The sequence below is a fragment of the Sandarakinorhabdus sp. genome, from assembly GCF_041689835.1.
Lineage (GTDB): Bacteria > Pseudomonadota > Alphaproteobacteria > Sphingomonadales > Sphingomonadaceae > Sandarakinorhabdus.
The window spans coordinates 1-25,925 of the sequence record NZ_JBDNFM010000144.1; the positions used below are offsets into that span (position 1 = coordinate 1).

26 protein-coding genes, 1 tRNA gene and 1 pseudogene are annotated in these 25,925 nt (G+C 64.5%); 21 read left to right on the top strand and 7 right to left on the bottom strand.

Features of this window, described 5'->3' with window-relative positions:
• Positions 1 to 196, top strand: a 196-nt coding sequence (locus ACESL8_RS07920; protein ID WP_372917590.1) for a hypothetical protein, incomplete at its 5' end; no start/stop codon positions are given.
• Between the two features lie 3 nt (positions 197 to 199).
• On the opposite strand, the gene ACESL8_RS07925 is transcribed toward ACESL8_RS07920, so the two are convergent.
• A complete protein-coding gene (locus ACESL8_RS07925) occupies positions 200 to 2,962 on the bottom strand; it encodes a [protein-PII] uridylyltransferase (protein WP_372917592.1) in 2,763 nt (920 codons plus the stop codon).
• 56 nt (positions 2,963 to 3,018) lie between these two features.
• Positions 3,019 to 4,011, bottom strand: coding sequence for an N-acetyl-D-Glu racemase DgcA (gene dgcA / locus ACESL8_RS07930; RefSeq protein WP_372917594.1), 993 nt, complete (start codon positions 4,009 to 4,011; stop codon positions 3,019 to 3,021).
• Positions 4,012 to 4,086: 75 nt separating this feature from the next.
• Between dgcA and ACESL8_RS07935 the strand changes: the two genes are divergently transcribed.
• The 11 genes and pseudogenes from ACESL8_RS07935 (at position 4,087) to ACESL8_RS07985 (ending at position 16,244) form a co-directional block, all read left to right on the top strand.
• The gene (locus tag ACESL8_RS07935; protein ID WP_372917596.1) at positions 4,087 to 4,407 is read left to right on the top strand and encodes a hypothetical protein; all 321 of its coding nucleotides are present in this window, start codon (positions 4,087 to 4,089) and stop codon (positions 4,405 to 4,407) included.
• A gap of 28 nt (positions 4,408 to 4,435) precedes the next feature.
• Complete coding sequence (locus ACESL8_RS07940) at positions 4,436 to 6,304, top strand: prolyl oligopeptidase family serine peptidase (protein WP_372917598.1); 1,869 nt, start codon at positions 4,436 to 4,438, stop codon at positions 6,302 to 6,304.
• A gap of 115 nt (positions 6,305 to 6,419) precedes the next feature.
• Positions 6,420 to 8,315 (top strand): DUF3604 domain-containing protein, encoded by a 1,896-nt coding sequence (locus ACESL8_RS07945; RefSeq protein WP_372917600.1) that lies wholly within the window; start codon positions 6,420 to 6,422, stop codon positions 8,313 to 8,315.
• Positions 8,316 to 8,325: 10 nt separating this feature from the next.
• Complete coding sequence (locus ACESL8_RS07950) at positions 8,326 to 9,135, top strand: peptidyl-prolyl cis-trans isomerase (protein WP_372917602.1); 810 nt, start codon at positions 8,326 to 8,328, stop codon at positions 9,133 to 9,135.
• A complete protein-coding gene (locus ACESL8_RS07955; protein WP_372917604.1) occupies positions 9,132 to 10,118 on the top strand; it encodes a HupE/UreJ family protein in 987 nt (328 codons plus the stop codon). Before ACESL8_RS07950 ends, ACESL8_RS07955 begins: the two co-directional genes overlap by 4 nt.
• A gap of 56 nt (positions 10,119 to 10,174) precedes the next feature.
• Positions 10,175 to 10,360: a hypothetical protein gene (locus tag ACESL8_RS07960; RefSeq protein ID WP_372917606.1), complete on the top strand. Its 186-nt coding sequence runs from the start codon at positions 10,175 to 10,177 to the stop codon at positions 10,358 to 10,360.
• Complete coding sequence (locus tag ACESL8_RS07965; RefSeq protein ID WP_372917608.1) at positions 10,360 to 11,286, top strand: NAD(P)/FAD-dependent oxidoreductase; 927 nt, start codon at positions 10,360 to 10,362, stop codon at positions 11,284 to 11,286. Before ACESL8_RS07960 ends, ACESL8_RS07965 begins: the two co-directional genes overlap by 1 nt.
• Positions 11,287 to 11,385: 99 nt before the next feature.
• Positions 11,386 to 12,468, top strand: a complete 1,083-nt coding sequence (gene galE, locus ACESL8_RS07970) for a UDP-glucose 4-epimerase GalE (RefSeq protein ID WP_372917610.1) — start codon at positions 11,386 to 11,388, stop codon at positions 12,466 to 12,468.
• Between the two features lie 494 nt (positions 12,469 to 12,962).
• Positions 12,963 to 13,907, top strand: a complete 945-nt coding sequence (locus ACESL8_RS07975) for a glycosyltransferase (protein ID WP_372917612.1) — start codon at positions 12,963 to 12,965, stop codon at positions 13,905 to 13,907.
• Between the two features lie 37 nt (positions 13,908 to 13,944).
• Positions 13,945 to 15,018 (top strand): annotated as a pseudogene (gene glf / locus ACESL8_RS07980) (UDP-galactopyranose mutase).
• On the top strand, positions 15,015 to 16,244 hold the full coding sequence (locus ACESL8_RS07985) for a hypothetical protein (RefSeq protein WP_372917614.1): 1,230 nt from the start codon (positions 15,015 to 15,017) through the stop codon (positions 16,242 to 16,244). Before glf ends, ACESL8_RS07985 begins: the two are co-directional and overlap by 4 nt.
• On the opposite strand, the gene ACESL8_RS07990 is transcribed toward ACESL8_RS07985, so the two are convergent.
• The 4 genes from ACESL8_RS07990 to ACESL8_RS08005 all read right to left on the bottom strand — a co-directional run bounded on the left by ACESL8_RS07990 (position 16,162) and on the right by ACESL8_RS08005 (position 17,688).
• Positions 16,162 to 16,467, bottom strand: a complete 306-nt coding sequence (locus tag ACESL8_RS07990) for a SemiSWEET family sugar transporter (RefSeq protein ID WP_372917616.1) — start codon at positions 16,465 to 16,467, stop codon at positions 16,162 to 16,164. The genes ACESL8_RS07985 and ACESL8_RS07990 overlap by 83 nt on opposite strands.
• Before the next feature lie 69 nt (positions 16,468 to 16,536).
• Entirely contained in the window at positions 16,537 to 16,716 is a 180-nt protein-coding gene (locus ACESL8_RS07995) for a hypothetical protein (RefSeq protein ID WP_372917618.1), read from the bottom strand.
• A gap of 187 nt (positions 16,717 to 16,903) precedes the next feature.
• Entirely contained in the window at positions 16,904 to 17,113 is a 210-nt protein-coding gene (locus tag ACESL8_RS08000) for a hypothetical protein (RefSeq protein WP_372917620.1), read from the bottom strand.
• A 50-nt stretch (positions 17,114 to 17,163) separates the two neighbouring features.
• The gene (locus ACESL8_RS08005) at positions 17,164 to 17,688 is read right to left on the bottom strand and encodes a DUF4142 domain-containing protein (RefSeq protein WP_372917622.1); all 525 of its coding nucleotides are present in this window, start codon (positions 17,686 to 17,688) and stop codon (positions 17,164 to 17,166) included.
• A gap of 292 nt (positions 17,689 to 17,980) precedes the next feature.
• On the opposite strand from ACESL8_RS08005, the gene ACESL8_RS08010 reads away from it, so the two are divergent.
• Complete coding sequence (locus ACESL8_RS08010; protein WP_372917624.1) at positions 17,981 to 18,508, top strand: hypothetical protein; 528 nt, start codon at positions 17,981 to 17,983, stop codon at positions 18,506 to 18,508.
• A gap of 120 nt (positions 18,509 to 18,628) precedes the next feature.
• Here ACESL8_RS08010 and ACESL8_RS08015 read toward each other — a convergent pair.
• Positions 18,629 to 18,702: transfer RNA gene (locus ACESL8_RS08015), tRNA-Cys, on the bottom strand.
• Positions 18,703 to 18,843: 141 nt separating this feature from the next.
• Between ACESL8_RS08015 and ACESL8_RS08020 the strand changes: the two genes are divergently transcribed.
• From ACESL8_RS08020 to ACESL8_RS08055, 8 genes are all read left to right on the top strand, one after another.
• The gene (locus ACESL8_RS08020) at positions 18,844 to 19,485 is read left to right on the top strand and encodes a protein-L-isoaspartate O-methyltransferase (RefSeq protein ID WP_372917626.1); all 642 of its coding nucleotides are present in this window, start codon (positions 18,844 to 18,846) and stop codon (positions 19,483 to 19,485) included.
• Positions 19,486 to 19,553: 68 nt separating this feature from the next.
• Positions 19,554 to 19,853, top strand: coding sequence for a DUF2497 domain-containing protein (locus ACESL8_RS08025; RefSeq protein ID WP_372917628.1), 300 nt, complete (start codon positions 19,554 to 19,556; stop codon positions 19,851 to 19,853).
• Positions 19,854 to 19,904: 51 nt separating this feature from the next.
• Positions 19,905 to 22,568: a valine--tRNA ligase gene (locus ACESL8_RS08030; RefSeq protein ID WP_372917630.1), complete on the top strand. Its 2,664-nt coding sequence runs from the start codon at positions 19,905 to 19,907 to the stop codon at positions 22,566 to 22,568.
• A gap of 113 nt (positions 22,569 to 22,681) precedes the next feature.
• Complete coding sequence (locus tag ACESL8_RS08035) at positions 22,682 to 24,118, top strand: serine hydrolase domain-containing protein (RefSeq protein ID WP_372917632.1); 1,437 nt, start codon at positions 22,682 to 22,684, stop codon at positions 24,116 to 24,118.
• 54 nt (positions 24,119 to 24,172) lie between these two features.
• Positions 24,173 to 24,901: a heme ABC transporter permease CcmC gene (ccmC, locus tag ACESL8_RS08040; protein ID WP_372917634.1), complete on the top strand. Its 729-nt coding sequence runs from the start codon at positions 24,173 to 24,175 to the stop codon at positions 24,899 to 24,901.
• Entirely contained in the window at positions 24,901 to 25,083 is a 183-nt protein-coding gene (gene ccmD, locus ACESL8_RS08045; RefSeq protein WP_372917636.1) for a heme exporter protein CcmD, read from the top strand. Before ccmC ends, ccmD begins: the two co-directional genes overlap by 1 nt.
• Positions 25,080 to 25,514 (top strand): cytochrome c maturation protein CcmE, encoded by a 435-nt coding sequence (ccmE, locus tag ACESL8_RS08050; RefSeq protein ID WP_372917638.1) that lies wholly within the window; start codon positions 25,080 to 25,082, stop codon positions 25,512 to 25,514. Before ccmD ends, ccmE begins: the two co-directional genes overlap by 4 nt.
• 2 nt (positions 25,515 to 25,516) lie before the next feature.
• Positions 25,517 to 25,925, top strand: a 409-nt coding sequence (locus ACESL8_RS08055) for a biotin transporter BioY (protein ID WP_372917640.1), incomplete at its 3' end; no start/stop codon positions are given.

Genomic DNA, 25,925 nt, shown 5'->3' on the forward strand with positions numbered 1-25,925 from the left:
CAACGAGGCTCGCCCCGAAGCTCCGGAGGTGATTTCCACCACCGACGCCCGCGCCGGATCGACCGGGAACAAGGTGCGGTATGTGCTGCTGATTTCCGTGGTGATTGCCGTGGCCGCGATGGTGGCCGTCTATGTCGCCGCGCCGGACACGCCGCCGGGTTCACCGAACAGCACAGAAAGCCGCGAGCAGGGCTGAACCCTATTCGGCCGCTTCCGCCAGCATTTCCACCTTGGGACTGGCGGTGGCTGCAATGGCCAGCAGGCGTTTTTCAATACTTTTCAGGCGCACCGGGTTGTCGATCTTGGCGCCGGTGAGGTCGGTCACGTAAAATGTGTCGGTGGCTTTTTCGCCATAAGTGGCGATGTGGGCGCTGTGGATTGTCAGCTTCTGCTGAAACAGCCCATTTGTCAGCGCATACAGCAGCGCCGGCCGGTCCGACGCGTTAACCTCGATCACTGTATACCGATTGCTGGCCTTGTTATCGATCAGCACGCGCGGTTCCACCCGGAACAGTTCGGCCTTGCGGCGCGCCAGCGGCCGCGCGGCGAGCTTGTCGGCAAGCCGGATGCGCCCCGACAACACATCCTGGATGCTGCGTTTCAGGCGCGCCAACTGCGAGACCTCGGCAAAGGGCCGGCCCAACGGATCCAGCACCACGAAATTGTCGATCGCCATGCCATCGCGTGTGGTGTGGATACGGGCATCGAAGATGTTGCCGCCCGACAGGCTGATCGCGCCGGCGATGCGATAAAACAGGCCCGGATGATCGGGGGCATAAATGGCGACCAGCGTGGTGCCGCGCGCCAAATCGGGCGTGCACGAAATCGCCAAGGGCGCATCCCCTGCACCCTCCATCAGCGCGGCATTGGCGGTAAGCACATCGGACGCTTCGGCAATCCAGTAACTGTCGGGAAAACGCGCGGCATGGGCGGCAAAGCGCGCTTCAGGCCAGCCCAGCGCCGCCTTCAGCCCTTCCTGCCTGGCGGCTATGCGGGTCGCACGCCCGGTTTGTTTGTGGCCCAGCCGCAGCACTTCCTCCGCCGAATCGTACAGCTCGCGCAGCAATTGGGCTTTCCAGCCATTCCACACGCCAGGCCCAACAGCGCGGATATCCACCACGGTCAGGATCAGCAGCAGCCGCAGCCGTTCCGGGCTGGCAACGGCTTCGGCGAAATCGAGGATAGTCTTGAAATCCGAAAGGTCTCGCTTGAAGGCGGTGCGGCTCATCAGCAGGTGAACTTCCACCAGCCAGGCCACGGTTTCGGTTTCTTCCTTGGTCAGGCCCAGCCGCGGGCACAGGCGGCGGGCAACATCGGCGCCCAGCACGCTGTGATCGCCGCCGCGCCCCTTGGCGATATCGTGCAGCAGCACAGCAACGTGCAGCACGCGCCGGTTGATCAACTGGTGGATGATGGCGCTGGACAGTGCGTGATCGGTCTTCAGCTCGCCGCGTTCGATCCTGGCGAGCAGGCCGATGGCGCGAATGGTGTGCTCGTCCACTGTATAATGGTGGTACATGTCATACTGCATCTGCCCCACGACACGGCCGAAATCCGGTACGAAACGGCCAAAAACGCCCGCCTCGTTCATCCAGCGCAGCACGGTTTCGGGATCGCGCGGACTCGTGAGCACCTGCAGAAACAACGCGTTTGCCGTCTTGTCACGGCGCACGCGCTCATCGATCAACTGGGAATCGCGCGCGGCCGTTCGCATGGCGAGCGGGTGGATGGTCAGCCCCTCGCTATCGGCCAGCGCAAATACTTCGAGCAGCCGCACCGGATCGGCCTTGAAGAAATCATCGGTGGGCACGCCGATCTGGCCGCGCCGCAGGGTGAAGCCTTTCAGCCTTGTCGGCCGGCGGGTGATCGTCGGCAGCCACGATCGCCGCGCGGTCGATTCATCAAGGTGGGCGAGGAACAGCCCGGTCAGGTCGCCTACCGATTTCACCATCAGGAAATAATGGCGCATGAAACGCTCGACGGCGCTCATGCTGTCGCGGTTGGCATAGCGCAGGCGGGCGGCCAGTTCGCGCTGCACATCGAAGGTGAGGCGTTCTTCGGCGCGGCCGGTGATGTGATGCAGCATGATCCGCACCGACCACAAATAGCTTTCGGCGCGGCGGAACTGGCGTAGCTCCTCAGCCGTAAGCAGCCTCTTGTCGACCAACTCGGCGACGCTGCCCACCTGGTGCAGATATTTGCCGATCCAGAACAGCGCGTGCAGGTCGCGCAGGCCGCCCTTGCCTTCCTTCAGGTTGGGCTCGACCACATACCGGCTGTCGCCCATGCGCAGGTGGCGGGCGTCGCGTTCGGCGAGCTTTTCGGCCACGAACGCCCGCGCCGTGCCGGCCACCACTTCCTTGCGGAAACGCGCGCCTGCTTCGTCGTAAAGCGGCTGGTCGCCCCACACGAAACGCGATTCCAGAAAGGCGGTGCGAACAGTCATGTCGGCGCGGCTGATGCGCACCACATCATCCAGGCTGCGCGTGGCGTTGCCCACCTTCAGGCCCAGATCCCACAACAGATACAGCAGAGTCTCGATGACCTGCTCCCCCCACGGCGTCTGCTTCCACGGCGTGATGAACACGATGTCCACATCCGAAAATGGCGCCATCTGGCCGCGCCCGTATCCGCCCACCGCCACCACGGCGAGCCGTTCGGATTGGGTGGGATTGGCCAGCGGATACAGGCTGCTCACCACCGTGTCACACGCGAGGCGCAGCAGCTGATCGGTCAGGAAACTTTGCGCCGCCGCCAGTTCGAGGCCGCGGCCAGGGTGCGCTTCGAGACGCTGCGCAATTTCGGCGCGGCCGGCAAGCAGCGCGCCGCGCAGCGTATCGGCCAGCAGGCGGCGGCGCTCGGCAAAGCTGTCACACCGCGCCAGCCCGCCGGACAGCCCGTCGGCCAAGGCGCGGCGATCGATGATCGCCCGCCGGGTGGGAATGGCATCACTCCGAAGCATTGCAGTGCAGCATAATCCCTGCACGTCCAGATGACCATGGATTCATCAAGGCGCCTTCATCCCCACAGCGCCGCATCTGGCGGGAAGACGTCGCTGCCCTCGAAATGCAGGCCGTGCGGGCGATCTTCTATCAACAGTGGGCCATCAAAATCGACATAAATGCCCTGCATGCCGACCAGAAATGCCGGAGCAATGGCGAGGCTGGTGCACAGCATGCACCCAGTCATCACCCCCAGCCCGCGCGCGGCGGCGGCGTGGCGCAACGCCAGCGCTTCGGTAAGGCCGCCGGCCTTGTCCAGCTTGATGTTGATGAAGCGATAGCGGCCAACGATGGCATCAAGGCTGGAACGGTCGTGGCAGCTTTCATCAGCCGCCAGCGGCACCGCGCAGCGCAGCCCTTCCAGTTCGGCATCGCGCCCGGCCGGCACAGGTTGTTCCACCAGCTCCACCCCCAGCGGCGCGATCCGGGCCAAGGTGCGTTCGATATCGGTGCTGCCCCAGGCTTCGTTGGCATCGACGATCAGGCGCGCATCGGGCGCGGCGCGGCGCACGGCAACAAGGCGTTCCATGTCCGCCGCTGCGCCGCCGTCCCCGCCCAGTTTCACTTTCAGCAGTTCGCGCCCGCGCATGGCAGCGGCGGCAGCGGCCATCGCGGCGGGATCACCCAGGCTGATTGTATAGGCCGTCAGCATCGGCTGCGGCACCGGCAAGCCCAGCCGCGGCCAGACACGAATGCCGGATTGTTTCGCCTCCAGATCCCACAGCGCGCAATCCAGCGCGTTGCGCGCAGCTCCGGCGGGCAACAGCGCCAGCAAATCGCCGCGGCCGGCACCTGCCGCCACCGCGCCGGTAACGCCCGTCAACGCCGCCAGCGCCAGCGCCGCGCAATCGCCCTTGTAATAAATGGCAGTGCCTTCGCCGCGGCCGATGTGCATGCCGTCGGTCACCTCTGCCACCACCACATCCACATGCGTCTTGGCCCCGCGCGAAATGGTAAAGGCCCCGCGCACGGGGAAGCGTTCGATGCGGGCGGAAAGTGTACGGACCATTGCCCTGCCCTGCCCCAACCCGCTTCCCGTCGCAACAGGCTTTGCGGGCGGGCCAAATCAGGCCATGCTGACGCCATGAGCGGTGCAGATGAAGATGGGGAATCAGTCGAACTTGACGCGGTCGCCACCGTGTCGCGCATCACTGCGCTCGAAATGCTGGTACGCCAGATCATGATCGTCCAGCTGCGCATTCTCGACAAGATGGGTGAGATTCAGCTTTCGCCCGAGTATGTGCAGACCATCGCCAATGCCTACACAGAAAAGGTCGATGAAAGCCCGATCATCGAAAGCGCCAGTCCCGGCGTGAATTACGAATTCAAGATGATGGTGCTGCACAATCTGGAACGGTTTTTCGACGATCTGGAAAAGCACGTGAAAGACAAACCGGCCTCCTGACCGGCCAGAACAACGAGAAGGCAAGGCGATGACAAGATTGTTGTGGGCTGTGGTGGCAGCATTGGTGGCGTCTGCGCCGGTTCTGGCCCAGCCGGCGGAACTGGCAAGCCGGGTCGCGGCGTTCAGCCGGATCAACAGTGCCGCCTCGCCCAGCCTGTCGCCGGACGGCAAAAGCCTTGCCTATCTGTCGAATGCCAGTGGCAGCCCGCAAATCTGGATCAAGTCGCTTCCCAGTGGCAGCGCACGCCAGGTCACCAGTCTGCCCGATCCCGTGTCACGGGTGATATGGTCGCCGCGCGGCGGCCTGCTGGCCTATGCGGTGGCGCCGGGCGGCGGCCTCAACGAACAAATCTGGGTGATGCGCCCAGACGGCAACGGCGCACGGCAACTGACCGCTGGCGGCAAGGACAACAACGGCCTGATGGGCTGGACCCGCGACGGCCGCGCCCTGCGGGTCGACAGCAACCGCGACAATCCCGCCGCGCGCGATCCGGCGCTGATCGATGTCGCCACCGGCAAATGGACGCTGCTGGCGGCAAACCAGGGCTTGAACAGCGTGACCGACGTGCGTGGCACACGCGCCGTGTTGTCGCGACTGCGCGGGCGCGGCGATGCGAATTTGGTGCTGGTCGATCGGCGGCGTGGGCGCGAAGTCCTGCTCACACCGCACGAGGGCCAGGCTGAATCGGATTGGGGCGTGATTTCGGCCGATGGCCGGCAGGTGTTGATCACCTCCAACGTGGGCCGCGATCGCCAGGCCTTTGGCAGCATCGTGGTTGCCGCCAACGGCAAACCCAAACCGATCCGCTATTTTGCCGAGCGCGCCGACGCGGTTGCCGAGGATGCGGCACTCAGCCGGGACGGCCGCACTGCCGCGCTGCTGTGGAATGTCGGCGGCCGGTCGGAACTGGCGTGGTTCGATACCGCCAGCGGCACCGTGCGGCCCGGGCCTACATTGCCGTTCGACATTGCCGGGCTGGCCGATTTCAGTGCCGATGGCCGCAGCCTGCTGCTGGTCGGAAGCGGTGCCGATCGCACCACCGATATCTATCTGGTCGACGTCGCGTCTGGCCGCGTCGACCGCATGACCGAAAGCCGTCACGAGGGCGTCGATCTGGCCAGCCTCGTCCAGCCGGAATTGATTCGTTACACCGCCCACGACGGCGTGCCGCTTTCGGGCTGGCTGTATCGCCCCAAGAGCGGCAGTGGCCCGCTGCCGCTGGTGTTCACCTATCACGGCGGCCCCGAAGGCCAGGCCCGCCCGACGATGAGCCCCGACGCGCAGGCATTGGCGGCGAGCGGCATCGCAGTGTTTGCGCCCAACGTGCGCGGCTCATCCGGCTTCGGCAAAGCCTTCATGGCGATGGACGACGGCGCCAGCCGAGTCGACAGCGTGCGCGACATCAAGGCGACCACCGACGCCTTGGTGGCGATGGGCGTCGCCGACCCCCTCCGGCTGGGCATCATGGGCGGCAGTTACGGCGGCTACATGGTGATGGCCGGCGTTACCGAATATCCTGACATGTTTGCGGCCGGCGCCAACCTGTTTGGCGTGGTGAATTTCGAAACGTTCTTCAAGAACAGCGAGCCGTGGATGGCGGCGATTTCCACCACCGAATATGGCGACCCCGCCACCCAGGCCGACATGCTGAAAGCCCTGTCGCCCATCCACAAGCTGGACCGGGTAAAAACGCCGCTGTTCGTGCTGCACGGCGCCAACGACACCAACGTGCCGGTGATCGAAGCCGAACAGATCGTGGCAACGATGCGGGCGCGCGGGCTGCCAGTGAAATACACGCTGTTTCCCGATGAGGGGCACGGCTGGCGCAAGACCGCCAACCGGGTGCGCTCCACCACCGAGATCGTCGGCTTCTTCGTGGAAAATCTGAAGCCCTGAGCCGGGGACTGCTGTGTGAAGTGACAGTAAGTCTGCCAGCAGCATTGACCGCTGCGGCGAGCATGGCATCGTGTGCGCAAAGGGGCCGGAATCGGGGCCGATCAGACTGGGGGATATGATGCGGCGCACGATGTGGGCAGCCTTGCTGCTGGGCAGTGCCGGGCTGCTGGCCGGCTGTGATCAGTTGAAGCGGGCGCCAGCCAAGAGCGACGCCGCGGTGAAGGAAAGCGAGTTTCCCGAAAGGCCGCTGTGGGGCGATACCCACCTGCACACATCCAATTCGGTCGATGCCTTTGGCTTTGGCGTGCGGCTGGGGCCTGAAGACGCGCTGCGCTTTGCGCGCGGTGAGGAAGTCACATCCACCACCGGGCTGAAAGCCAGGCTGTCGCGGCCGCTCGATTTCCTGGTGGTGACCGATCACGCCGAAGCGCTGGGCGCCGCCAAGGCACTGTACGATGCGCCGCGCCTGCTCATTCGCGACGAAACCATGCGGCGCTGGCACGATCTCATGCAGGAAGGCCCCGCCGGATCGCAGCGCGCCATGGCCGAAATCCTCGATGCGCGCGGCCGCAACGCCATTCCGGCCGCGATGATCAATCCCGATGGCGCCGCCGAACGCACCAAATCGGTGTGGAACAGCAACATCGACGCAGTGGAAAATTATAACGAGCCGGGCAAGTTCACCGCTTTCTTCGGCTTTGAATACACGTTGATGCAGGGCGGCAACAATCTGCACCGCAACATCATTTTCCGCGACGGAGTGGATCGGGTGCGCACCGTGGTGCCGATCGATCCCACCTACAAGGCGACGCCAGACGAGATCTGGAATTACATGGAGGCTTATGAAAAATCGACCGGCGGCCGGGTGCTGGCCATCCCGCACAACAGCAATTTGTCGAACGGGCTGATGTTCGAACTCACCCAGCCCGGCGGCGGCCCGATGACGGCGGCCTATGCCAAGCGCCGCGCCCGGCTCGAACCCGTGGTGGAAATCACCCAGATCAAGGGCGACAGCGAAGCCCATCCCTTCCTGTCGCCCAACGATGAATTCGCTGGCTATGGCGTGGCGGGTTGGGAATTGAGCAATTTGTTGGGCAACCAGCCCAAGGTGCCCGCCATGTTTGCCGGCGAATATGTGCGCGAGGCATTGAAACGCGGGCTGACGCTGGAAGCCCAGATGGGGGTGAACCCGTATAAATTCGGCCTGATCGGTTCGACAGACAGCCACACGGCGCTGGCTACCGCCGATGAAGACCAGTTTTTCGGCAAGCACAGCGGCAATGAACCGGGCGCCAAACGCGCTTTGCAAGCCCAGAACCTGGGCACCAGAAAGGGCCGTTTCGGCTGGCATTATCTGGCCAGCGGTTATGCCGCCGTGTGGGCCAAGGCCAACACCCGCGCCGCCATCTTCGACGCGCTGGAACGCCGCGAAGTCTATGCCAGCACGGGCCCGCGCATGACGGTGCGTTTCTTTGGCGGCTGGGATTTCACCGCCGATGATCTGAAGGGCGATTGGGTGCGCGCCGGTTACAAGCGCGGCGTGCCGATGGGAGGAGAATTGGCGGGCGGCAAGGACGGTGCGCCGCGTTTCATCATTTCCGCGCTGAAGGATCCGCAGGGCGCCAATCTCGACCGGGTGCAGGTAGTCAAAGGCTGGGTCGACAAGGGCGGCAAGGCGCAGGAAAAAGTCTTCGACGTCGTCTGGAGCTCGGCCGATGTGCGCAAGCCAGTGGCGGAAAAACTGCCGCCGGTGGGCGATACGGTCAATGTCGCCGCCGCGACCTATACCAACAGCATCGGCGCGGCGGCCCTGACCACGGTGTGGACCGACCCCGGTTTTGATCCCAAGTTTAGCGCCTTTTACTATGTGCGCGTGCTCGAAATCCCTACCCCAAGCTGGCCGGCGTTCGACGCGGCGCGATACAAGCTGAAACTGCCCGCTGATGTGCGGGTCAAGCAGCAGGAACGCGCCTACAGCTCGCCGATCTGGTACACGCCGGGCGCACGCTGAGGGACGATGAATGAGTGACTGGCGCACCCGCGCGGCCGCCCTGCTGCGCGAGCCCCTGCTGCATTTTCTGATGGCCGGCGCGCTGGTGTTCGCGGCGCTTTCGGGCCGCGCGCCTGGCGTCGGCGAGCGCCGCATCGTGGTGGACGAGATGGTGGTGGCGGGCCTGGTCAACCATCACATCCAGGCTTTCCGCCGCCCGCCGACCGCGCCTGAGCTGGACGAGCTGATCCGCGACCATGTCCGCAGCGAGGTTTATTACCGCGAGGCGTTGCAGCTCGGCCTCGACCGCGATGACGAGGTGGTGAAAAAACGCCTGCGCAACAAGATACTCGCAGTCGCCGGTGCCGAAGCCGAAGCGGCGCAGCCCACCGACGCGCAATTGCAGGCGCTGCTGACGAAAGATCCGGCGCGCTATGCCTTGCCGCCGCGCTATACGCTGACCCAGCGCTATCTCGGTGAAGACACGCCGGCCTTGCGCGCCGCAACAGGCGGCAGCGGGAAGGCCTTGCCCACCGTGCCCTTCCCGCTGCCCGCCCGCGTGGTAGATGCTGCCGCGTTCGATCTGGCCCAGCAATTCGGCGACGATTTCGCCGCCGCGCTGTCCAAGACCCCGATCGGCGCGTGGACGCTGATGGCGTCGGGCTTCGGCCTGCATCTGGTAAAGCTCGAGCAGCGCGCGGTGCCGCCGCCGCCGCGCCTGGCCGACGTGCGCCAGCGGCTGGAAAATGACTGGCGCAGCGCCGCCGTTCGCAGCGCCCAGGACGCGCAGTTGCAGACGCTGCTGGCGGGCTATGACGTGGCGATCGAACGGCCGAAATGAGGGGGCTGCTGCGCCTGCTGCTGCTGTTGCTCTTGGCGCTGCCGGCGCACATTGGGGCCTTGGCAGACGAACTGCGCCCCGGCTACCTCGAACTCACGCAGGCCAGCGCGGTGGACTGGAAACTGGTGTGGAAAGCCCCGATCCTCGGCGGGCTTGCCACCCGCGCTTCGCCGCAATTTCCGGGATTCTGCACCGCGAAACTGGCAACGCCGCGGCTTTCCAGCGGGGCACTTGTGGCCACCGGCACCATGCGCTGCTTGCAGCCATTGGCGGGCGCTAGCGTCGGGCTGGCGGGCCTTGCACCTGGCGACACCGATACGCTGCTGCGCATCGCGCCGCTGGGCCGCCCGGCGCAGACCGAACGCCTGCTGCCCGGCCACGCCAGCGTGACGGTGAACCGCGTGCCCGATCGCTGGCAGGTGGCGCGAACCTATTTCGTCATCGGCGTCGAACATATCGTCACCGGTTATGATCATCTGCTGTTCGTGGTCGCGCTGGTATTGCTGCTGATGCGCGGCTGGCCGGTGGTCAAGGCTGCCACCGCCTTCACCATCGCCCATTCGATCACGCTCGCCGGCACCACTTTGGGCCTGTTCGGCATGCCGCAGGCGCCGGTGGAGGCGGTGATCGCGCTGTCGATCATCTTCCTCGCCGTTGAGATCGTGAAAGCAAAGGCCGACCAGCCCCGACTGTCGGAGCGGCTGCCGTGGTTGGTCGCCTTCCTGTTCGGCCTGCTCCACGGCTTCGGCTTTGCCGGCGCGCTGCGCGAGATCGGCCTGCCCGAAACCGATGTGCCGATGGCGCTGCTCACCTTCAACCTGGGCGTGGAAGCCGGCCAGATGCTGATTATCGCCGCCGCCCTTGCCATGCTGGCGCTGCTGCGCCGGTTGATGCCGGCAGCGCTGCGGCCCGCAGTGGCGGCCAGCGCCTATGCCATCGGCAGCACCGCAAGTTTCTGGTTCATTGAACGGGTCTGGGCCTGAGCGCAGATGCGGAACCTTTGCCGCCGGCTGCCGTTTGACCGCCAAGGAGAGCGGCAATGGCAAGACAAAAGCGCGAATTTCGGCCAAGCGGCGGTGCGCCGCACGCCGCCGAAGGTCCCCGAAAATATCACGGCAACCCGGGGCTGGAAGGCGAAGCGCGCGAACCGGGCGACCGTTTTCAGGGCAGCGACGGCGGGCCAGTGACCGGGGGCGAAAAGCCGTCTGACAAGGCCGGTAACTGATGGTTTACGAGTCCGTGGTCATCGGGGCGGGACCAGCCGGCCTTAGCGCCGCGCTGTATCTGGCCCGCTTCCGCCGGACGGTCCTGGTGGTCCACGACGGCGGATCGCGGGCGCTGTCGATACCAAAAAGCCACAATGTTCCGGGGTTCGATCTGGGCATTTCCGGGGCCGATCTGGTGCGGCAGATGACATCTCATGCCCAGCAATATGGGGCGCACGTTGCCGAAGCCGAAATCACCCACGCAGCGCGCAGCGAGGGCGGCTTCCGGCTGACGCAAGCGGATGGAGCCGCCATCGACTGCCGCACACTGATTCTCGCCACCGGGCTGCTCACCGATCACCTGCAGCTTGATCCGGACGTGCTGGCGCAGGCCATCGCCGCCGGCACGCTGCGCTATTGCCCGATCTGTGACGGTTACGAGCATAGCGGACAGCGCATTGCAGTGATGGGTGATGCCCCAAAGGCGGCGGGCGAGGCGCTGTTCCTGCGCACTTACTCCAGTGATGTTACCGTTATTTCGACCGGAAACGACCGGCCCGGGCACGCGCTGGCCGAGGCGCTGAAGGCGCGCGGCGTGGGCCTGATCCACGGGCCGCTGCACGCCATATTGCCGACGGAAAGCGGCATCAGCGTGCAGATTGGCGGGGTGGCCGCGCCGCTGGTTTTCGATGTCCTGTATCCCGCCGAAGTCACCCGCCCGCGGACCGCGCTGGCGGCATGCCTGGGATTGGCCGGCGACACAGACGGCATGATGCCCGCCAGCGCCATTCTGGGCACCGACGTTCCCGGCGTGTTTGCCGCAGGCGACATCGTCGAAGGCCTCGATCAGATCAGCGTTGCCATGGGCCACGGCGCCATTGCGGCCACCCGGGCGCACAACTGGCTGCGGGAGCAGGATGGCCAGGCGCTGCCGCCGGTTGGCTGAGCGCGGAATCGCGGCGACGGAACCAACGACGGCCCACAACCGTTCTGCTTTGGTCGTGTTCGGTGATCTCCTGCGCGACCAACCAGTTGGAGAACGTCGATGTTACGTCATGACAATTGCGCCAGCGTCTCCCCGCCGTTGACCGTCCTTGTCACTGGCGGCGCTGGCTATATCGGCAGCAACACCGCGCTCGCGCTGCTCGATGCAGGCCACGAGGTCATCATCCTCGACGATTTTTCCACGTCCGATGGCCGGCTGGTGCCGCCCGCTGCGCGGCTGGTGCGCGGCAAGGCGGGCGACCGCGCCCTGGTCGCCGAAATCCTGAACCGCGAACAGGTCAGCGCCGTCATGCATTTCGCTGCCTCGATCAGCGTCAACGATTCCCAAAGCCACCCGGCGCGTTACTACCGCAACAACCTCGCGACCACGATCGACCTTGCCGAAACAGCATCCGCAGCCGGGGTCGGCACGTTCATCCTGTCGAGCACGGCCGCGGTGTATGGCGAAGGCGAAGGCCGGCCGCTGTCCGAAGCCAGCCGCCTTGATCCAGTCAATGTCTATGGCCGCAGCAAGGCGATGGCCGAGGCCGCGTTGCTGGATATCGCCGCCGCCACCGGCATGGGGGTCGGAATCCTGCGCTATTTCAACGCCGCTGGCGCCGATCCGGCTTGCCGTTCGGGCCAGGCGACGCAGCATCCGCACCACCTGATCGAGATCGCCACGCAGGTCGCGACCGGAGACCGGGCGGTGCTTGACATTTATGGCACCGATTATCCCACCCCTGATGGTACCGCCGTGCGCGATTATGTCCATGTTGCCGATATTGCGCAGGCGCATCTGCTGGTGATGCTGGCCGTAATGCGCGGCGGCGGCCCCTGCACCTATAATGTCGGAACCGGCAACGGATCGAGCGTGCAGATGGTCATCGACGCGCTGTGTGCAGTCTCGCAGGCGCCCGTCCGCACCCGTGCCGCCGGGCGCCGGGCTGGCGATCCGGCCACACTGGTTGCCGATAGCCGGCGGCTCCAGGCCGAACTTGGCTGGCAACCCCGTTATGGCCTTGAAGATATGCTGCGCCACGCGCTGGCATGGGAGCAATCGCGCCAGCAGGCCGCTGCAAAACCAGCAACTGCAAAACCGGCCCCGCTCGTGCGCCACATGTTTGACCGGGTGAGTTCATGAGGGCTGTAGCGGCTGCTTCAAAAGCGCCCACCCGGCGCTGACAGTAGCAACAAGAGCGCAGCACGGCAGCCGCCAATTCGTCCGGTTTGCCCAAGGCATATCATTGTTTGCAAACATGCGCCGCCGCATTGCCAGCGGGCGCCCCCGTAATTTTCCGCAATTAATTACAATATCATCAGTATTTATTCGGACTACGGAACAAAACCCCTTGCTTGGCAATTGCCCTACAGGCCGCGCACTCCAGCCCGGCCAACTGCAAAGGCAATGTTCATGGCAACCGCTTTCGTTTCGAGTGGATCAATCGTACCCGGCTCCGCCTCTCCTGCGCCGCTGCTGGTCTGCTTTTCCCACTTGCGATGGAATTTCGTTTTTCAACGTCCGCAACATCTCTTGACTCGGGCCGCCCGCACCACCGGGTGCTGTAGGTCGAGGAACCGATCCAACAGGAACGGGACGCGGCGGAATGGAATCTGCATCAAGACAAGGGCGTCACCGTGGCCACGCCGTGGCTGCCGGCCGGCTTGTCCCCTGCCGTTCGCGGCTGCCTGCTCGAAGGGCTGATGGCCCGCCTGCTCAAGGGAGAAATCGCCGACATCGCCTGGTTTTACACACCGATGGCGCTGGAATTCGCCCGCAACGTGCCGGCGGTGACGACGGTGTACGATAATATGGACGAACTCGCGCTTTTCCATCTGGCCGACAGCAATATCCGCCGGTTGGAGACCGAGCTTCTGGGCCGCGCCGACATCGTCTTCACCGGCGGCAACAGCCTGTATGAAGCCAAGTGCCACCTGCACCGCAATATTCATCCGGTGCCATCAAGCATCGATATCGACCACTTCCGCCGCGACAGCGCCAACCCGTTGCCCCAGCCGGCGGAACTGGCGGGCATTTCGCGGCCGCGCGTCGGATTCTTTGGCGTCATCGATGAACGGATGGACATGGAACTGCTGGATGCAGTGGCAGCCATGCGCCCCGATCTGGCGTTCATCATGATAGGCCCGGTGGCCAAGATCGACCCCGCCACCTGCCCCGTGCGCGCCAACATCCATTGGCTGGGCGGCCGCGATTATGCCGATCTGCCGCGTCATCTCCACCACTGGGATTGCGGGATCATGCCGTTTGCCCTGAACGACGCCACCCGTTTCATCAGCCCCACCAAAACGCCCGAATTCCTCGCCGCCGGCCTGCCGGTCGTGTCGACGCCGGTGCGCGACGTCGTCAATCCGTACGCCGCGCTCGGGCTGGTGCGCGTCGGCTCCACGGCAGCGGAATTTTCCCGCGCCATCGATCTGGCCATGGAAGATGCAGCGCGCCCCGAATGGCGGCGAGCCGTGAGCGCGCAGCTCGCCACATCGTCGTGGGACAGCACGTGGGCATCGATGGAGGGACGCATCGCCGAAGCGGCGACCAGCGAAGTGGAATATGCAGATGCATGACTGGATCATCGTGGGCGCCGGGTTTGCCGGCGCCGTCATGGCCGAGCGGATTGCAACAGTGCGCGGTGAACGTGTGCTGGTCGTGGACAGGCGCGACCACATCGGCGGCAACGCGCACGACAGGCTGAATGACGATGGGCTGCTGTATCATCAATACGGCCCTCACATCTTTCACACCAACAGCGATGCCATTGTCGCCTATCTTTCGCGCTTCACCGCTTGGCGGCCTTATGAACACCGCGTGCTGGCGGCGGTGGACGGAATGCAGGTGCCGATCCCCATCAACCGCACCACCATCAACATGCTGTATGGCCTTGATCTCGACGAAGCCGGCGCAGCCGCGTTTCTGGCCGGTCGCGCCGAACCGGTGGCGGATATCCAGACTTCGGAAGACGTTGTGGTCGCTGCAATCGGACGCGAATTGTATGAAAAATTCTTCCGCGGCTATACGCGCAAGCAGTGGGGGCTGGATCCGTCCGAACTTAACCGCTCGGTCACCGCGCGCATTCCCACCCGCGCCAACGACGATGATCGCTATTTCACCGACACTTTCCAGGCGATGCCGGCCGATGGCTATACCGCGATGTTCGCGCGGCTGCTGGATCACCGGCTGATCACCGTGCAGCTGGGCACGGACGGCCTGAAATTGCCGATCGAACAGCGGCCCGCACGGATGATCTAGACCGGGCCGATCGACGCCTATTTCAACCACCGGTTTGGCAAACTGCCCTATCGTTCTTTGCGGTTCCGCCATGTCACGCTCGATCAGCCGCACTTCCAGGCGGTGGGCACGGTGAACTATCCGCAAGATCAGGATTACACTCGCATCACCGAGGTGAAGCACATCACCGGGCAGGTGCATCCACAAACCACCCTGACCTATGAATATCCCACAGCAGCGGGCGACCCCTATTACCCGATCCCCAGGCCGGAAAACGAGGCGCTGTTCAAACGCTACGAAGCACTGGCCAGGGCCGAAGCCGATACGTGGTTTGTCGGCCGCCTCGCCACCTATCGCTATTACAACATGGATCAGGTGGTCGGGCAGGCGCTGGCAACTTTCCAACGCCTCGATACCGCGCTGCCGCGTGTCCCGCAGATTGCCGCGTGAACCAGGGGCGTGCTCGGTTCCCGAGTTTCGTGGGCGGCGGCTTCGAATGTTCAAGCCACCGCCGCGCCGATGGCAAACGGCTGGATATCGTCCAGGCCACCGGGCATGATCTGATCGCGGCGGAAGACTATGCGCGGCTGCGCGATTGCGGCCTGCTGTGGGCGCGCGATGGATTGCGCTGGCACCTGATCGAAACCACCCGCGGGCGCTACGATTGGGGCAGCTGGCTGCGCCAGCTGGACGGGGCCGAGGCCGCCGGGACCAGCGTCTGGTGGGATCTGGTGCATTTCGGCATCCCCGACATCCACGACATCTGGTCCGCCGATTTTCCGTATCGCGCCGCTGATTTCGGTGCAGCCGCTGCCGAACTGCACCGCCAGCACACGGGCCGGCCCGGCCAGTTCTGCCCGGTAAACGAAATCGGTTTCATGTCCTTTGCCGGCGGCGAGATGGGATGGATGTACCCGCGTGTGCGCGGGCAAGGGTATCGCCTCAAGGAACAACTGGTGCGGGCCGCCGTCGCCATCGCCCGCGCCGTTCGCGTTGCCCAGCCCGAAGCCGGCCTGTTGTGGGCCGAACCACTCATCCACGTGGCATGCCGGGATAGGTGCCTGCAGATCACGGCAGACGATGCCATCGCCGCGCAATACGAAGCGCTGGACTGGATCCTTGGCCGCACGCGGCGCGATCTGGGCGGCGATGCCGCGCTGGCAGATGTCATCGGCTGGAACCATTATCCACACAATCAGTGGTGGGTCGGCGGCGAAACAATCGCTTTTGGTGCACCCGGGTTCACCGGCCTGGCGGAACTGCTGAAGCGCTGCGCAGCGCGTTATCAAGGTCACCCGATGCTGCTCGCCGAAACCGGCGCCGAGGGCCCGGCCCGGGCCGGGTGGCTGCATTACATCGGCCAGGAATGCCAGCTTGCAAAAGGCCTTGGCGTGCCATTGCTGGGGGCCTGCCTTTATCCCGTTACCCAGTATCCGGGGTGGGACGACAACCGGATCTGCCCCACCGGGCTGTTCGGCATGCGGGCGGGCACCCACCGGGCGATCGAAGCACCAGCTTTGGCCGCAATTCAGGCACTGGAAGCCGCGATGGCCCGACAAGAGGCGCCCGCAGCGGCTGGCCCGGCTGCCACGTTCATCCCGGCGGCGGCACCGGATCGAGCAATTCGGACACTTGTGCGGCCTTGTGAGCCGGCAACAGGATCATGCCCAGAATAAAAGCCGAAAACAGCAGACAGATGGCGTTGGGAATGATCAATGCCCATTCCTGCCGCGCGATGCCAAAGGTCAGCCAGCAGGCAAAAGCCAGCACCGTCAAGGCATACATCCGGCCCGAAAGACCATCGGTGGACCGCTTGCGGATGATGGTCCACGCCTGCGGGGTGAAGCTCAGCACCGATAACGTTGCGCCGGCATATCCCACGATCTGCACCCAGGTCATGCCAGTCTCCCTTGGTCTCGCCGCAGCTGGCGGGTCGTGGCCGGGCCCTCGCGAACCCGGCCACCGGGATTACTTCTTGTCGGATTTGCCCGACTTTCCGCCATTGCCGCTCTTCATGGATTTACCGGCACCCTTGGATGCCTTCTTGTCGTCGCCCATCTTGCCTGCGCCGGCGCTGGCAGACTTGCTGGAACCAGCCTTTTCCTTATCGGTGGTGGCGGCTGTGCTGCGGCTTTGGTTCGTCGTCATCTCATTCTCCTTGATCACCCGATTTCAAACTCCTGCATGGGCGGGGGCAGATCTGGAAAAACGATCGTGCCGAGGCATCGAAACGAAGATAAATGCCGCTTTTCAGCCCGTGCAGCATCGGCTTTCACGCACCGGCAGCCGGCAAATCCCGCGTTGGTCCGATGCTGGTAATGGTAGATTCCGCCACTCACCGGGGCCGCTGATCCGGCGTCGTTGCCGCCTGCAATCCGGCACCGTTTGCAGGCGCCGAGGCTGCCACAAGTGGCTCGCGCGCTTCACCGTTCAGCTGATCCGCCAACCAGATGCCGGCCACAACCGTAGCTGTCACCACCACTGCAACCGCCATGACCTGCGCGGCGGTATCGCGTGCATAGGGATACTGAATGTGCTTTGGCATGATGCTTCACCTCCTGATTGTCTGCGGCACCGCAGGCGGCGCTGGCCCGGTTAATTGGCGGCAGTGGGGATGTTCATCTTGGTCAGCATCGCGGCATGGGCCTGCACCTTGGGCAGTATTTCCCTGGCGAACAGGCCCAGCGGTTTCGGCATGCCTTCGGCGCTGCCAATGGCTTCATACAGGGCAATGGCTTGCGCATGCGCCTCGCGCTGCTGGCCCAGATATATCTGATCCATGTTGGTCGTGGCCGCGCGCAGTTCATCAAGCTTGGTCTGATGCGCGGCAAGCATCGCCGGCAGGGGCGCGTTCAATCCGGCTTGCTGTGAAACGGCCTTCAGGCGCTGCGTGGAACTGCGGTGATCTTCCACCATCAAGCGGGCAAAGCGCTTCACTTCTTCGTTGCGCGAGCGTTCTAGCACCAGCTGGCTCGACTGAATTTCGAACTGATCGCCAGAAGCAGCGGCGGCGATATTGTCCTGCGGCGTCATCGCGGCCTGCACGCCGGCACCGGTGCCGCTCATTATCGGCGGCAGCGTGTTGGCGGCATCTGGGCCGGACGCGCCAACGGTCGCCATGCCACCAGCCGCCGTTGCAGCAGGTTCGTTTGCATTGTCGCGGCTCGGTTGGCCGCAAGCGGCCAGGGAAAGCGAAGTGGCCGCGGCCAAAACCAGCATATACTTCATCACCGTTCTCCGATTGAAACACAGGAGCCCGGTCAACAGGTGAAGTGTAGAAAAGTTCCTCTTTGCCCAGATGGCTCACCAAGGCATATCAATCCGCATTGCGGTCCCGTCGTATATTTTCACGGCACCGGAACAACCCCGGCACGGCTTGGTTCCTGCAGTCCCATCCAAGCAGGAGACTGTCATGAACGATAAATATGTGTCAGCCGCGTTCGACACGCAAAGTGATGTCGATCAGGCCGTATCGGAGCTGCGCCTGGCCGGGATCAAGGATTCCGCCATCTCCATCATGGGCCAGGCCGAAGGTAACAACCGCATCACGGATGGTGCCGGAAATGACACGACCCAGGATTTCATTGGCAAGGCTGCCCTTGGCGCCGGCATCGGCACTGCCCTCGGTGTGGCGGCTCTGGCCATCCCCGGAGTCGGACCCTTGGTCGCGGCAGGTGCCATTGCGGCAGCCGCCATCCCGACAGCAGCGGTAACCGGTGCTGCAATCGGGGCCGCCGCCGGCTCATTGGCCAGCGCAATGTCCGATCGCGGTGTCGACGAGCACGACCAGCGCCATTACGAGTCCACGATGGGCGAAGGCGGCATGGTGGTTTCGGTCGATCTGAGCGGCTGGGACGTTGATGCCGCGACCGCTCGTGACATCCTGCGCCGCAACGGCGGACACAGCAGCTCGAAAGCAAGACTCCAGCAAACGATGTAAACCCCTCACTGCGAAGTGAAAGCCCGCGGTTCTCCATGATTTCATGGGAGCCGCGGGTACCCGCATGTCGCATCAGCACGGCACAGCGGCCAAGGTACCAACCTGACGGGCAAAAGCGCTTGGAGGCCCGAGCCGGAATCGAACCGGCGTGCACGGATTTGCAATCCGTTACGTCACCACTCCGCCATCGGGCCTCGCGCGTGGAGAGTTGCCCTAGCAAGGCGGCGGCGGATGGGCAATGGTCTATGTTGGAGTTAGGATGCGGTGTATGTTGGCCCGGCCCGCCGTCAACTCTTTCGTTGCATGGCCCGCCGCCGCAGGGCAGAAGCCTGCCCATGACGACGACCACATCCGCCGCGCTGCGCCAGACGATGGTGGACACCCAGCTGAAAACCGTCGCGGTCTCCGATCCAGCCGTGCTGGCCGCCTTTGCCGCCACCCCGCGTGAACCGTTTCTGCCGGCGTCGCTGGCCGGGCTGGCTCACGCCGATGCCGCCCACGAAGTCGCGCGCGGCCGTCATCTGCTCGCTCCGTTGGCGCTGGCGCTGCTGCTGCAGCGCGCCGATGCGCGGGCTGGCCAGCGCGTGCTGGTGGTGGGCAGCGCCTCGGGCTATTCGGCTGCCATCCTCGCCCGCCTGGGTGCAAAGGTGACGGCGCTCGAAAACGATCCTGCCCTGATCGCCATGGCGCAGGCTGCAGGTGTGGCTAGCGTTTCAGGCCCGCTCGCGGCAGGCTGGTCTGCGGCTGCGCCTTATGATCTGGTGCTGTTCGAAGGCGCCATTGCAGCTGTGCCGCCAGCGATTGCGGCGCAGCTTGCCCCCGGTGGCCGCATCGCGGCGGTGCTGCGCCAAGGCGGCGTCGCCCGCGCCTACGCCGGCACGCTCACCGCCGATGGCCGCCCGGCCGGCCTCGCGTTCATCGAAATGGCCGCGCCGAATCTGCCCGGCTTTGGGCAGCCGCAGCAATTTGCCTTCTAGAGCTGTAACCGCGCCAAATTTCCACAGGGGGAGTAGCGCTTTTCTTCATCATGTCGTAACTGTTTGGCATGAGCGAACCGCCGCCCGCACTTGATGCCATCCTTGCCTCCATCCGCGCCCGGGTCATGGAACCTGCCGGCGATGATGCAGCAGAGCTTTGGTCCCCGGTTTCATCTGCCAGCGCACCACCACCGCAGGTTTCCCTGGCCGATGTGACGCTGCCGCCGTCCAGCACCGGCATCACATTGGATCAGTTGATGCGTTCGATGCTGGCGCCGCAGATCAAGGCCTGGCTCGACGCCAACATGCCGGAAGTCATCGAAAAACTCGCCCGCGAGGAAATCAGGCGGCTTACCGGCAAATTGTAAGGCGCGTTCGGGCTTTCCCGTCCGCCAGCCAGCGGCTATGCCCGCTGCATCATGATCGACAAGAACTTCGACCCCGCCAGCTTTGAACAGGCCATCTATGCCCGGTGGGAGCGCGAAGGCGCGTTCCGCCCTGCGCGGCCAGATGCCAAACCGTTCACCATCGTCATTCCGCCGCCCAACGTGACGGGAAGCCTGCACATCGGCCACGCGCTCGACAACACGTTGCAGGATCTGCTGATCCGCTGGCACCGATTGAACGGCCGCGATGCCCGCTGGATCGTCGGCACCGATCATGCCGGCATCGCGACACAGATGGTGGTGGAACGTCAATTGGCGCAAGCGCAGCAGCCCGGCCGCACCGCCATGGGCCGCGAGGCGTTCCTGGAAAAAGTCTGGGCCTGGAAGGAAGAAAGCGGCGGCACCATCACCCGCCAGCTGCGTCGCCTGGGCGCATCTTGCGACTGGGAAAACGAGCGTTTCACCATGGACGACGGCATGAACGAGGCCGTGTTGAAGGTGTTCGTAACCCTCTACAAGCAGGGGTTGCTGTACCGCGACAAGCGGTTGGTGAACTGGGATCCGAAGTTCAGGACCGCGATTTCCGATCTGGAAGTGGAAACGCGCGAAGTCGCCGGCACCTTCACCCACATCCGCTATCCCTTGGCGGATGGCGCCGTTCTGGACAGCGGCGCGGACCATATCGTCGTCGCTACCACCCGCCCCGAAACCATGCTGGGTGATACCGCGGTGGCGGTACATCCCGGCGATGCGCGCTACACCTCGGTCATCGGCAAGCATGTGCTGTTGCCCATCACCGGCCGCCGCATCCCGATCATCGCCGATGAACACGCCGATCCCGAACTGGGTTCGGGCGCAGTGAAAATCACGCCGGCGCATGATTTCAATGATTGGGCCGTGTATGAACGCAACAAGGCCATCGGCTGGATCAACATCCTCGACGCCGAAGCCCGCATCTGCGCGGCAGACGGCGTGCCCGAGGCCTATGAGGGCCTCACCCGCGAAGACGCGCGCCAGCAGGTGGTCACCGATCTCGAAGCGATGGAACTGATCGAGCGGATCGAGCAGAAAACCATCCAGATGCCCTATGGCGACCGCAGCGGCGTGGTGATCGAGCCGTACCTGACCGACCAATGGTATGTGAACGCCGCCGAACTGGCCAAGGATGCGCTGAGCGCGGTGCACGACGGCCGCACCCAGTTTGTGCCGAAAACCTGGGAAAAAACCTACTTCAACTGGATGGAAAATATCCAGCCATGGTGCGTGTCGCGGCAGTTGTGGTGGGGCCACCGGATTCCGGCATGGTATGCTCCAGATGGCCGTGTGTTCGTCGCGGAAACCGAAGCGCAAGCACAAGCACAAGCCGGCGACGTCGGGCTCACCCGCGACGAGGACGTGCTCGACACCTGGTTCTCCTCCGCCCTGTGGCCGTTCGGCACGCTCGGCTGGCCAGACGCCACGCCGGACCTCGCCCGCCACTACCCGGGTGATGTACTGGTGACCGGCTTCGACATCATCTTCTTCTGGGTGGCGCGCATGATGATGCAGGGGCTGCATTTCATGGGCCCGGAGCGGAGCGACCCCAAGGATCGCGTGCCGTTCCGCATCGTCTATTGCCACGGCCTGGTGCGCGACGCCAAGGGCCAGAAGATGAGCAAATCCAAGGGCAACACCGTCGATCCGCTGGACCTGATCGACAAATACGGCGCCGACGCGCTGCGCTTCACCCTCACCGCGATGGAAACGCAAGGGCGCGACATCAAGCTGAATGAAAGCCGCATCGAAGGCTATCGCAACTTCGCCACCAAGCTGTGGAACGCGGCGCGCTTTGCCCAATCCAACGGCATCGCCGGCAGCACATCGCCGCTGCCGCCCGCCGCCAGCCAACCCGTCAACCGCTGGATCATCGGCGAAGTGCGCAGCGCCGCCCGCGCACTCGAACAGGCCATCGCCGATTTCCGCTTCGATGCCTATGCCGACGTCATCTACAAATTGGTGTGGAGCCGCTTCTGCGATTGGTATCTCGAACTCATCAAGCCGCTGCTCGGTGAAGGCGCTGATGCCGAAGTCGCCGCCGAAACCCGCGCCGTCGCCGGCTGGGCGCTTGATCAGATATTGGTGATGCTGCACCCGGTGATGCCGTTCCTCAGCGAGGAATTGTGGCATCAGCTTGCCGTCCGCGACGATCTGATTCTGGCCGAGTGGGTAAAGACCGACCAACTGCCCGAAGACGCCGCCGCGAGTGCCGACATCGATTGGCTGATCAGCCTCATTTCCGAAGTCCGCTCGGCGCGCACCGAGGTCAATGTGCCGCCGTCAGCCAAGCTCGCCTATGCCGTGGACGGCGCCTCGCCCGCAACGCTGGCCAGGCTCACCGCCAACGCCGCCGCCATCGAACGCCTAGCGCGCATCCTGCCGGGTGACGTGGCGCCCGGCGGCCGCCTGCAGGTGGTGCACTTTGAGGCTACCATCCTGATCCCCATCGGCGACGTGGTCGATCTTGCCGCCGAAAAATCCCGGCTCGACAAGGCGATGACCGCCGCGATCAAGGAACGCGACGCGCTTGCCGGGCGCTTGGGCAATCCCGGCTTCACCGAAAAAGCCAAACCTGAAGCCGTCGAAAAAGCCCGCGAAGACCATGCCGCGCGCAGCGCCGAGGCGGAACGGCTGGAGGCGGCGCTCTCGCGGCTGGGGTAGGTTTTCCCGCCCCCAACCCCTCCCGCCAGTGGGAGGGGTTGGGGGCGGGAAGTTACTTGGCACCCCCGCCCAAGCTGCTAGCCTCTGCCCATCACCAATGGGGGACTTCAATCATGCTTCGCACCATCGCGCTCGCTCTGCTGCTCACCGCGCCGGCGCTCGCCCAAACACCGCCGCCCGCAACTATCGCCGAAAACCCCGACGTGCAGGCCGCGGAACGCCTGTTCAGCGCCTGGCTGGAAGGCCAGATGGCGTATCGCGGCTTGCCCGGCGTCGCGGTGGTTGTGGTGCACGATCAGCAATTGGTATGGTCCAAAGGCTTTGGTTTTGCCGATGTCGAAGCCAGAAAACCGATGACTGAGCAGACACGGTTCCGCATCGCGTCCAACAGCAAATTGTTCGCCGCCATCGCCATCCTGCAATTGCGGGAAGCCGGCAAACTACGCCTGGATGATCCGGTGGTTCGCTATCTGCCGTGGTTCAAGCCCAAGCCCGCCGGGCCGGACGACGGCGCGATCACCATCGAACAACTTCTCTCTCATTCCTCCGGCCTGCAGCGCGAGGCCGGAGACCATTGGTCAAGCTTCAATTTCCCCACCGAAGCCGAACTGATAAAGCTGATGCCTGAACGCCAGGCCGCGTTCCCGCCGCAAACGCGCTGGAAATATTCCAACCTCGCCTTTGCTGTGGCCGGCATGGTGGTGGAAAAAATCACCGGCCAGCGCTGGGCCGATTATGTGCAGGCGCGCATCATCACGCCGCTGCAAATGACCGGAACCAGCATCGACACGCAAGATCCTGGTCTTGCAGTGCCCTATGCCAGCCGCACGCCGGCCGGCACCCGGCGCATCCTGCCATTCGTCGATGCGCACGGCATGGCAGCCGCGACGGGGCTGACATCGAATGTCGCCGATCTCGCCAAGTTCATTTCCGCCCAGTTCCGTGGTGGGCCAGCGGGCGGCGCCAACGTGCTGTCGGCCGGATCGTGGCGCGAAGCGCTGCGCGTGCGATCGGTTGAGGAAAACTGGGAATCAGGCTCCGGCCTCGGCTTCGATCACAACCGCTTCAAGGGCCGCACCTATGTGGGCCACGGCGGCGGCTATCCCGGCAACACGACGATGACCCGCGTGCAGTTGGACGACAAGGTGGGCGTGATCGTGCTGACCAACACCAACGATACAAACCCCGGCGACATCGCCAACCAGTTGTTGAGCACCGTGGGCGACGCCGTGGCCAAGGCCGCCAAGCCAAAGCCAACCCCGCTGTGGGATGACGCGTGGGCGCGTTTTGCCGGCCTTTATCGCAGCAACTATGATGATGGCATCGACCAGGTCGTGCTGTTGAACAAACAGTTGGTGCTGCTGCCCGCCGGCGTTGGCCCGGCCGAAACCCGCATCCTGCTCGAAGCGCTGGGCGATGGCCGCTTCAAGCTGACGGCGCCAGGCGGCGGCGGCGAAATCGGCGAAATCGTTCGCTTCGAGGAAAAGGACGGCAAGATCACCCGCATGGTGATGGGCGATGGCTGGAGCACGCGCATCGAAGCTTTGTGAGGCGCGCCGCCGCGCCCCCTTCCCTCACCCCCGCGATCTGACTACAAGGCGCGCGTGCATCGTTTTGCGAACCCCGCGCGATTCCTGAAGATCGCCCGTGTTGCCACGCCCATCGTGGTGCTGCTCGGCCTGGCGCTCACTGCGGCCGGGCTATGGATCGGCTTGTTTGCCAGCCCGCCGGATTACCAACAGGGTGAAAGCGTGCGCATCATGTATGTGCATGTGCCGGCAGCCTGGCTGGGTGCGGGCGGCTATCTGAGCCTCGCCGCCGCGTCTGCCACCGCGCTGATCTGGCGCCATCCGCTCGCCACCATCGCCGCGCGCGCCATAGCGCCGGCCGGCGCCGCCTTCACCGCCATCTGCCTGGTTTCGGGATCATTGTGGGGCAAGCCGACGTGGGGCACTTATTGGGTGTGGGATGCGCGGCTCACCTCGATGCTCATACTGTTGTTCCTCTATCTCGGCTATCTCGCGCTCAGCGCCAGCGAAGCCGAAAAGGGCGGGGAGCAACGCGGCGCGTCCATCCTCGCGCTGGTGGGTGTGATCAACCTGCCGATCATCAAATATTCGGTGGAATGGTGGAACACGCTGCACCAGGGCAGCAGCATTTCAGTGGTCAACGCCTCGTCTAAAGTCGCGCCGGAATTGCTCACGCCGCTGCTGCTGTCGGTGGGCGGTTTCAGTTTCCTGTTTGCCGCCATCGTGCTCATGCGGATGCGCGCAATGCTGGCGCAGCAGCGCGTCGACGCGCGCAGCCGGCGCATGGCAGAGGTGCTGGCGTGATGCAGGCTGTTGCCGCAACTGGAGTCGTTGTGCGGGCCGATCTGTGGGCCAATTTCATCTGGCCGTCCTATGCGCTCACCTTGGTCGGGCTGCTCGGGCTGCTGGTGTGGGCGTATGTGTCGATGCGCAGCGCCGAAAAGAAAGCCGATCAGGTAAAGCGCACCAAAGGACCTGGGCAATGAAAGCCAAACATCAACGCCTGTGGCTGGTCGTCGGTGCGCTCGGCGCGCTGGGCGGCGCAGGTGTGCTGGCATTCTCGACGCTGGGCGAAAAAGCGACCTATTTCTACGCTCCGTCCGATCTGGCGAAAGGGCCGGCCCCCACCGACAATATCCGGCTGGGCGGCATGGTCGAAGAAGGCAGCCTGCAGCGCAACGGCGCCACCGTGCAATTCGTGGTGACCGACATGGCCAAAACCGTGCCCGTCACCTACACCGGCATCTTGCCCGATCTGTTCCGCGAGGGCCAAGGCGTAATCGCCGAAGGCAAGATCGATCCGGCCACCGGGCGCTTTGTGGCCGATACCATCCTGGCCAAGCATGATGAAAACTACATGCCGCCCGAAGTGGCCGGCGCCATGAAGAAAACCGGCACAGTCACCGCCGGGGATTGACGGTGCGCCCCGTATCGCCGCTGACAGGCGGCCTGCTCACCACCGCCGCGCTGTGCCTGTGCGCGCCGCTGTCGCTGAATGTGGGTGCCGTGCCGATTACCCTGCAATCGCTGATCGTCTGCCTCGCTGGTGCGCTGGCTGGCGGTGCCGGCGCGCTGGGTGTGCTTGGCTGGCTGGCGCTCGCCGCGCTGGGCCTGCCGGTGCTGGCCGGGATGAAAGGCGGGCTGCTGGCGATGGGCGGCACCAGCGCCGGTTTCATCATCGCCCTGCCGATTGCGGCGCGGCTGGCGATGCGCTGGCAGCCGGGGTGGTGCTGGCGGGCCACATTATGGCTGATGGTGGCCGCCCACGCGCTGCTGCTGGCGCTGGGCGGGGCCGTTATTGCCCTGCGAGGCGGCGATGGTTCGGCGC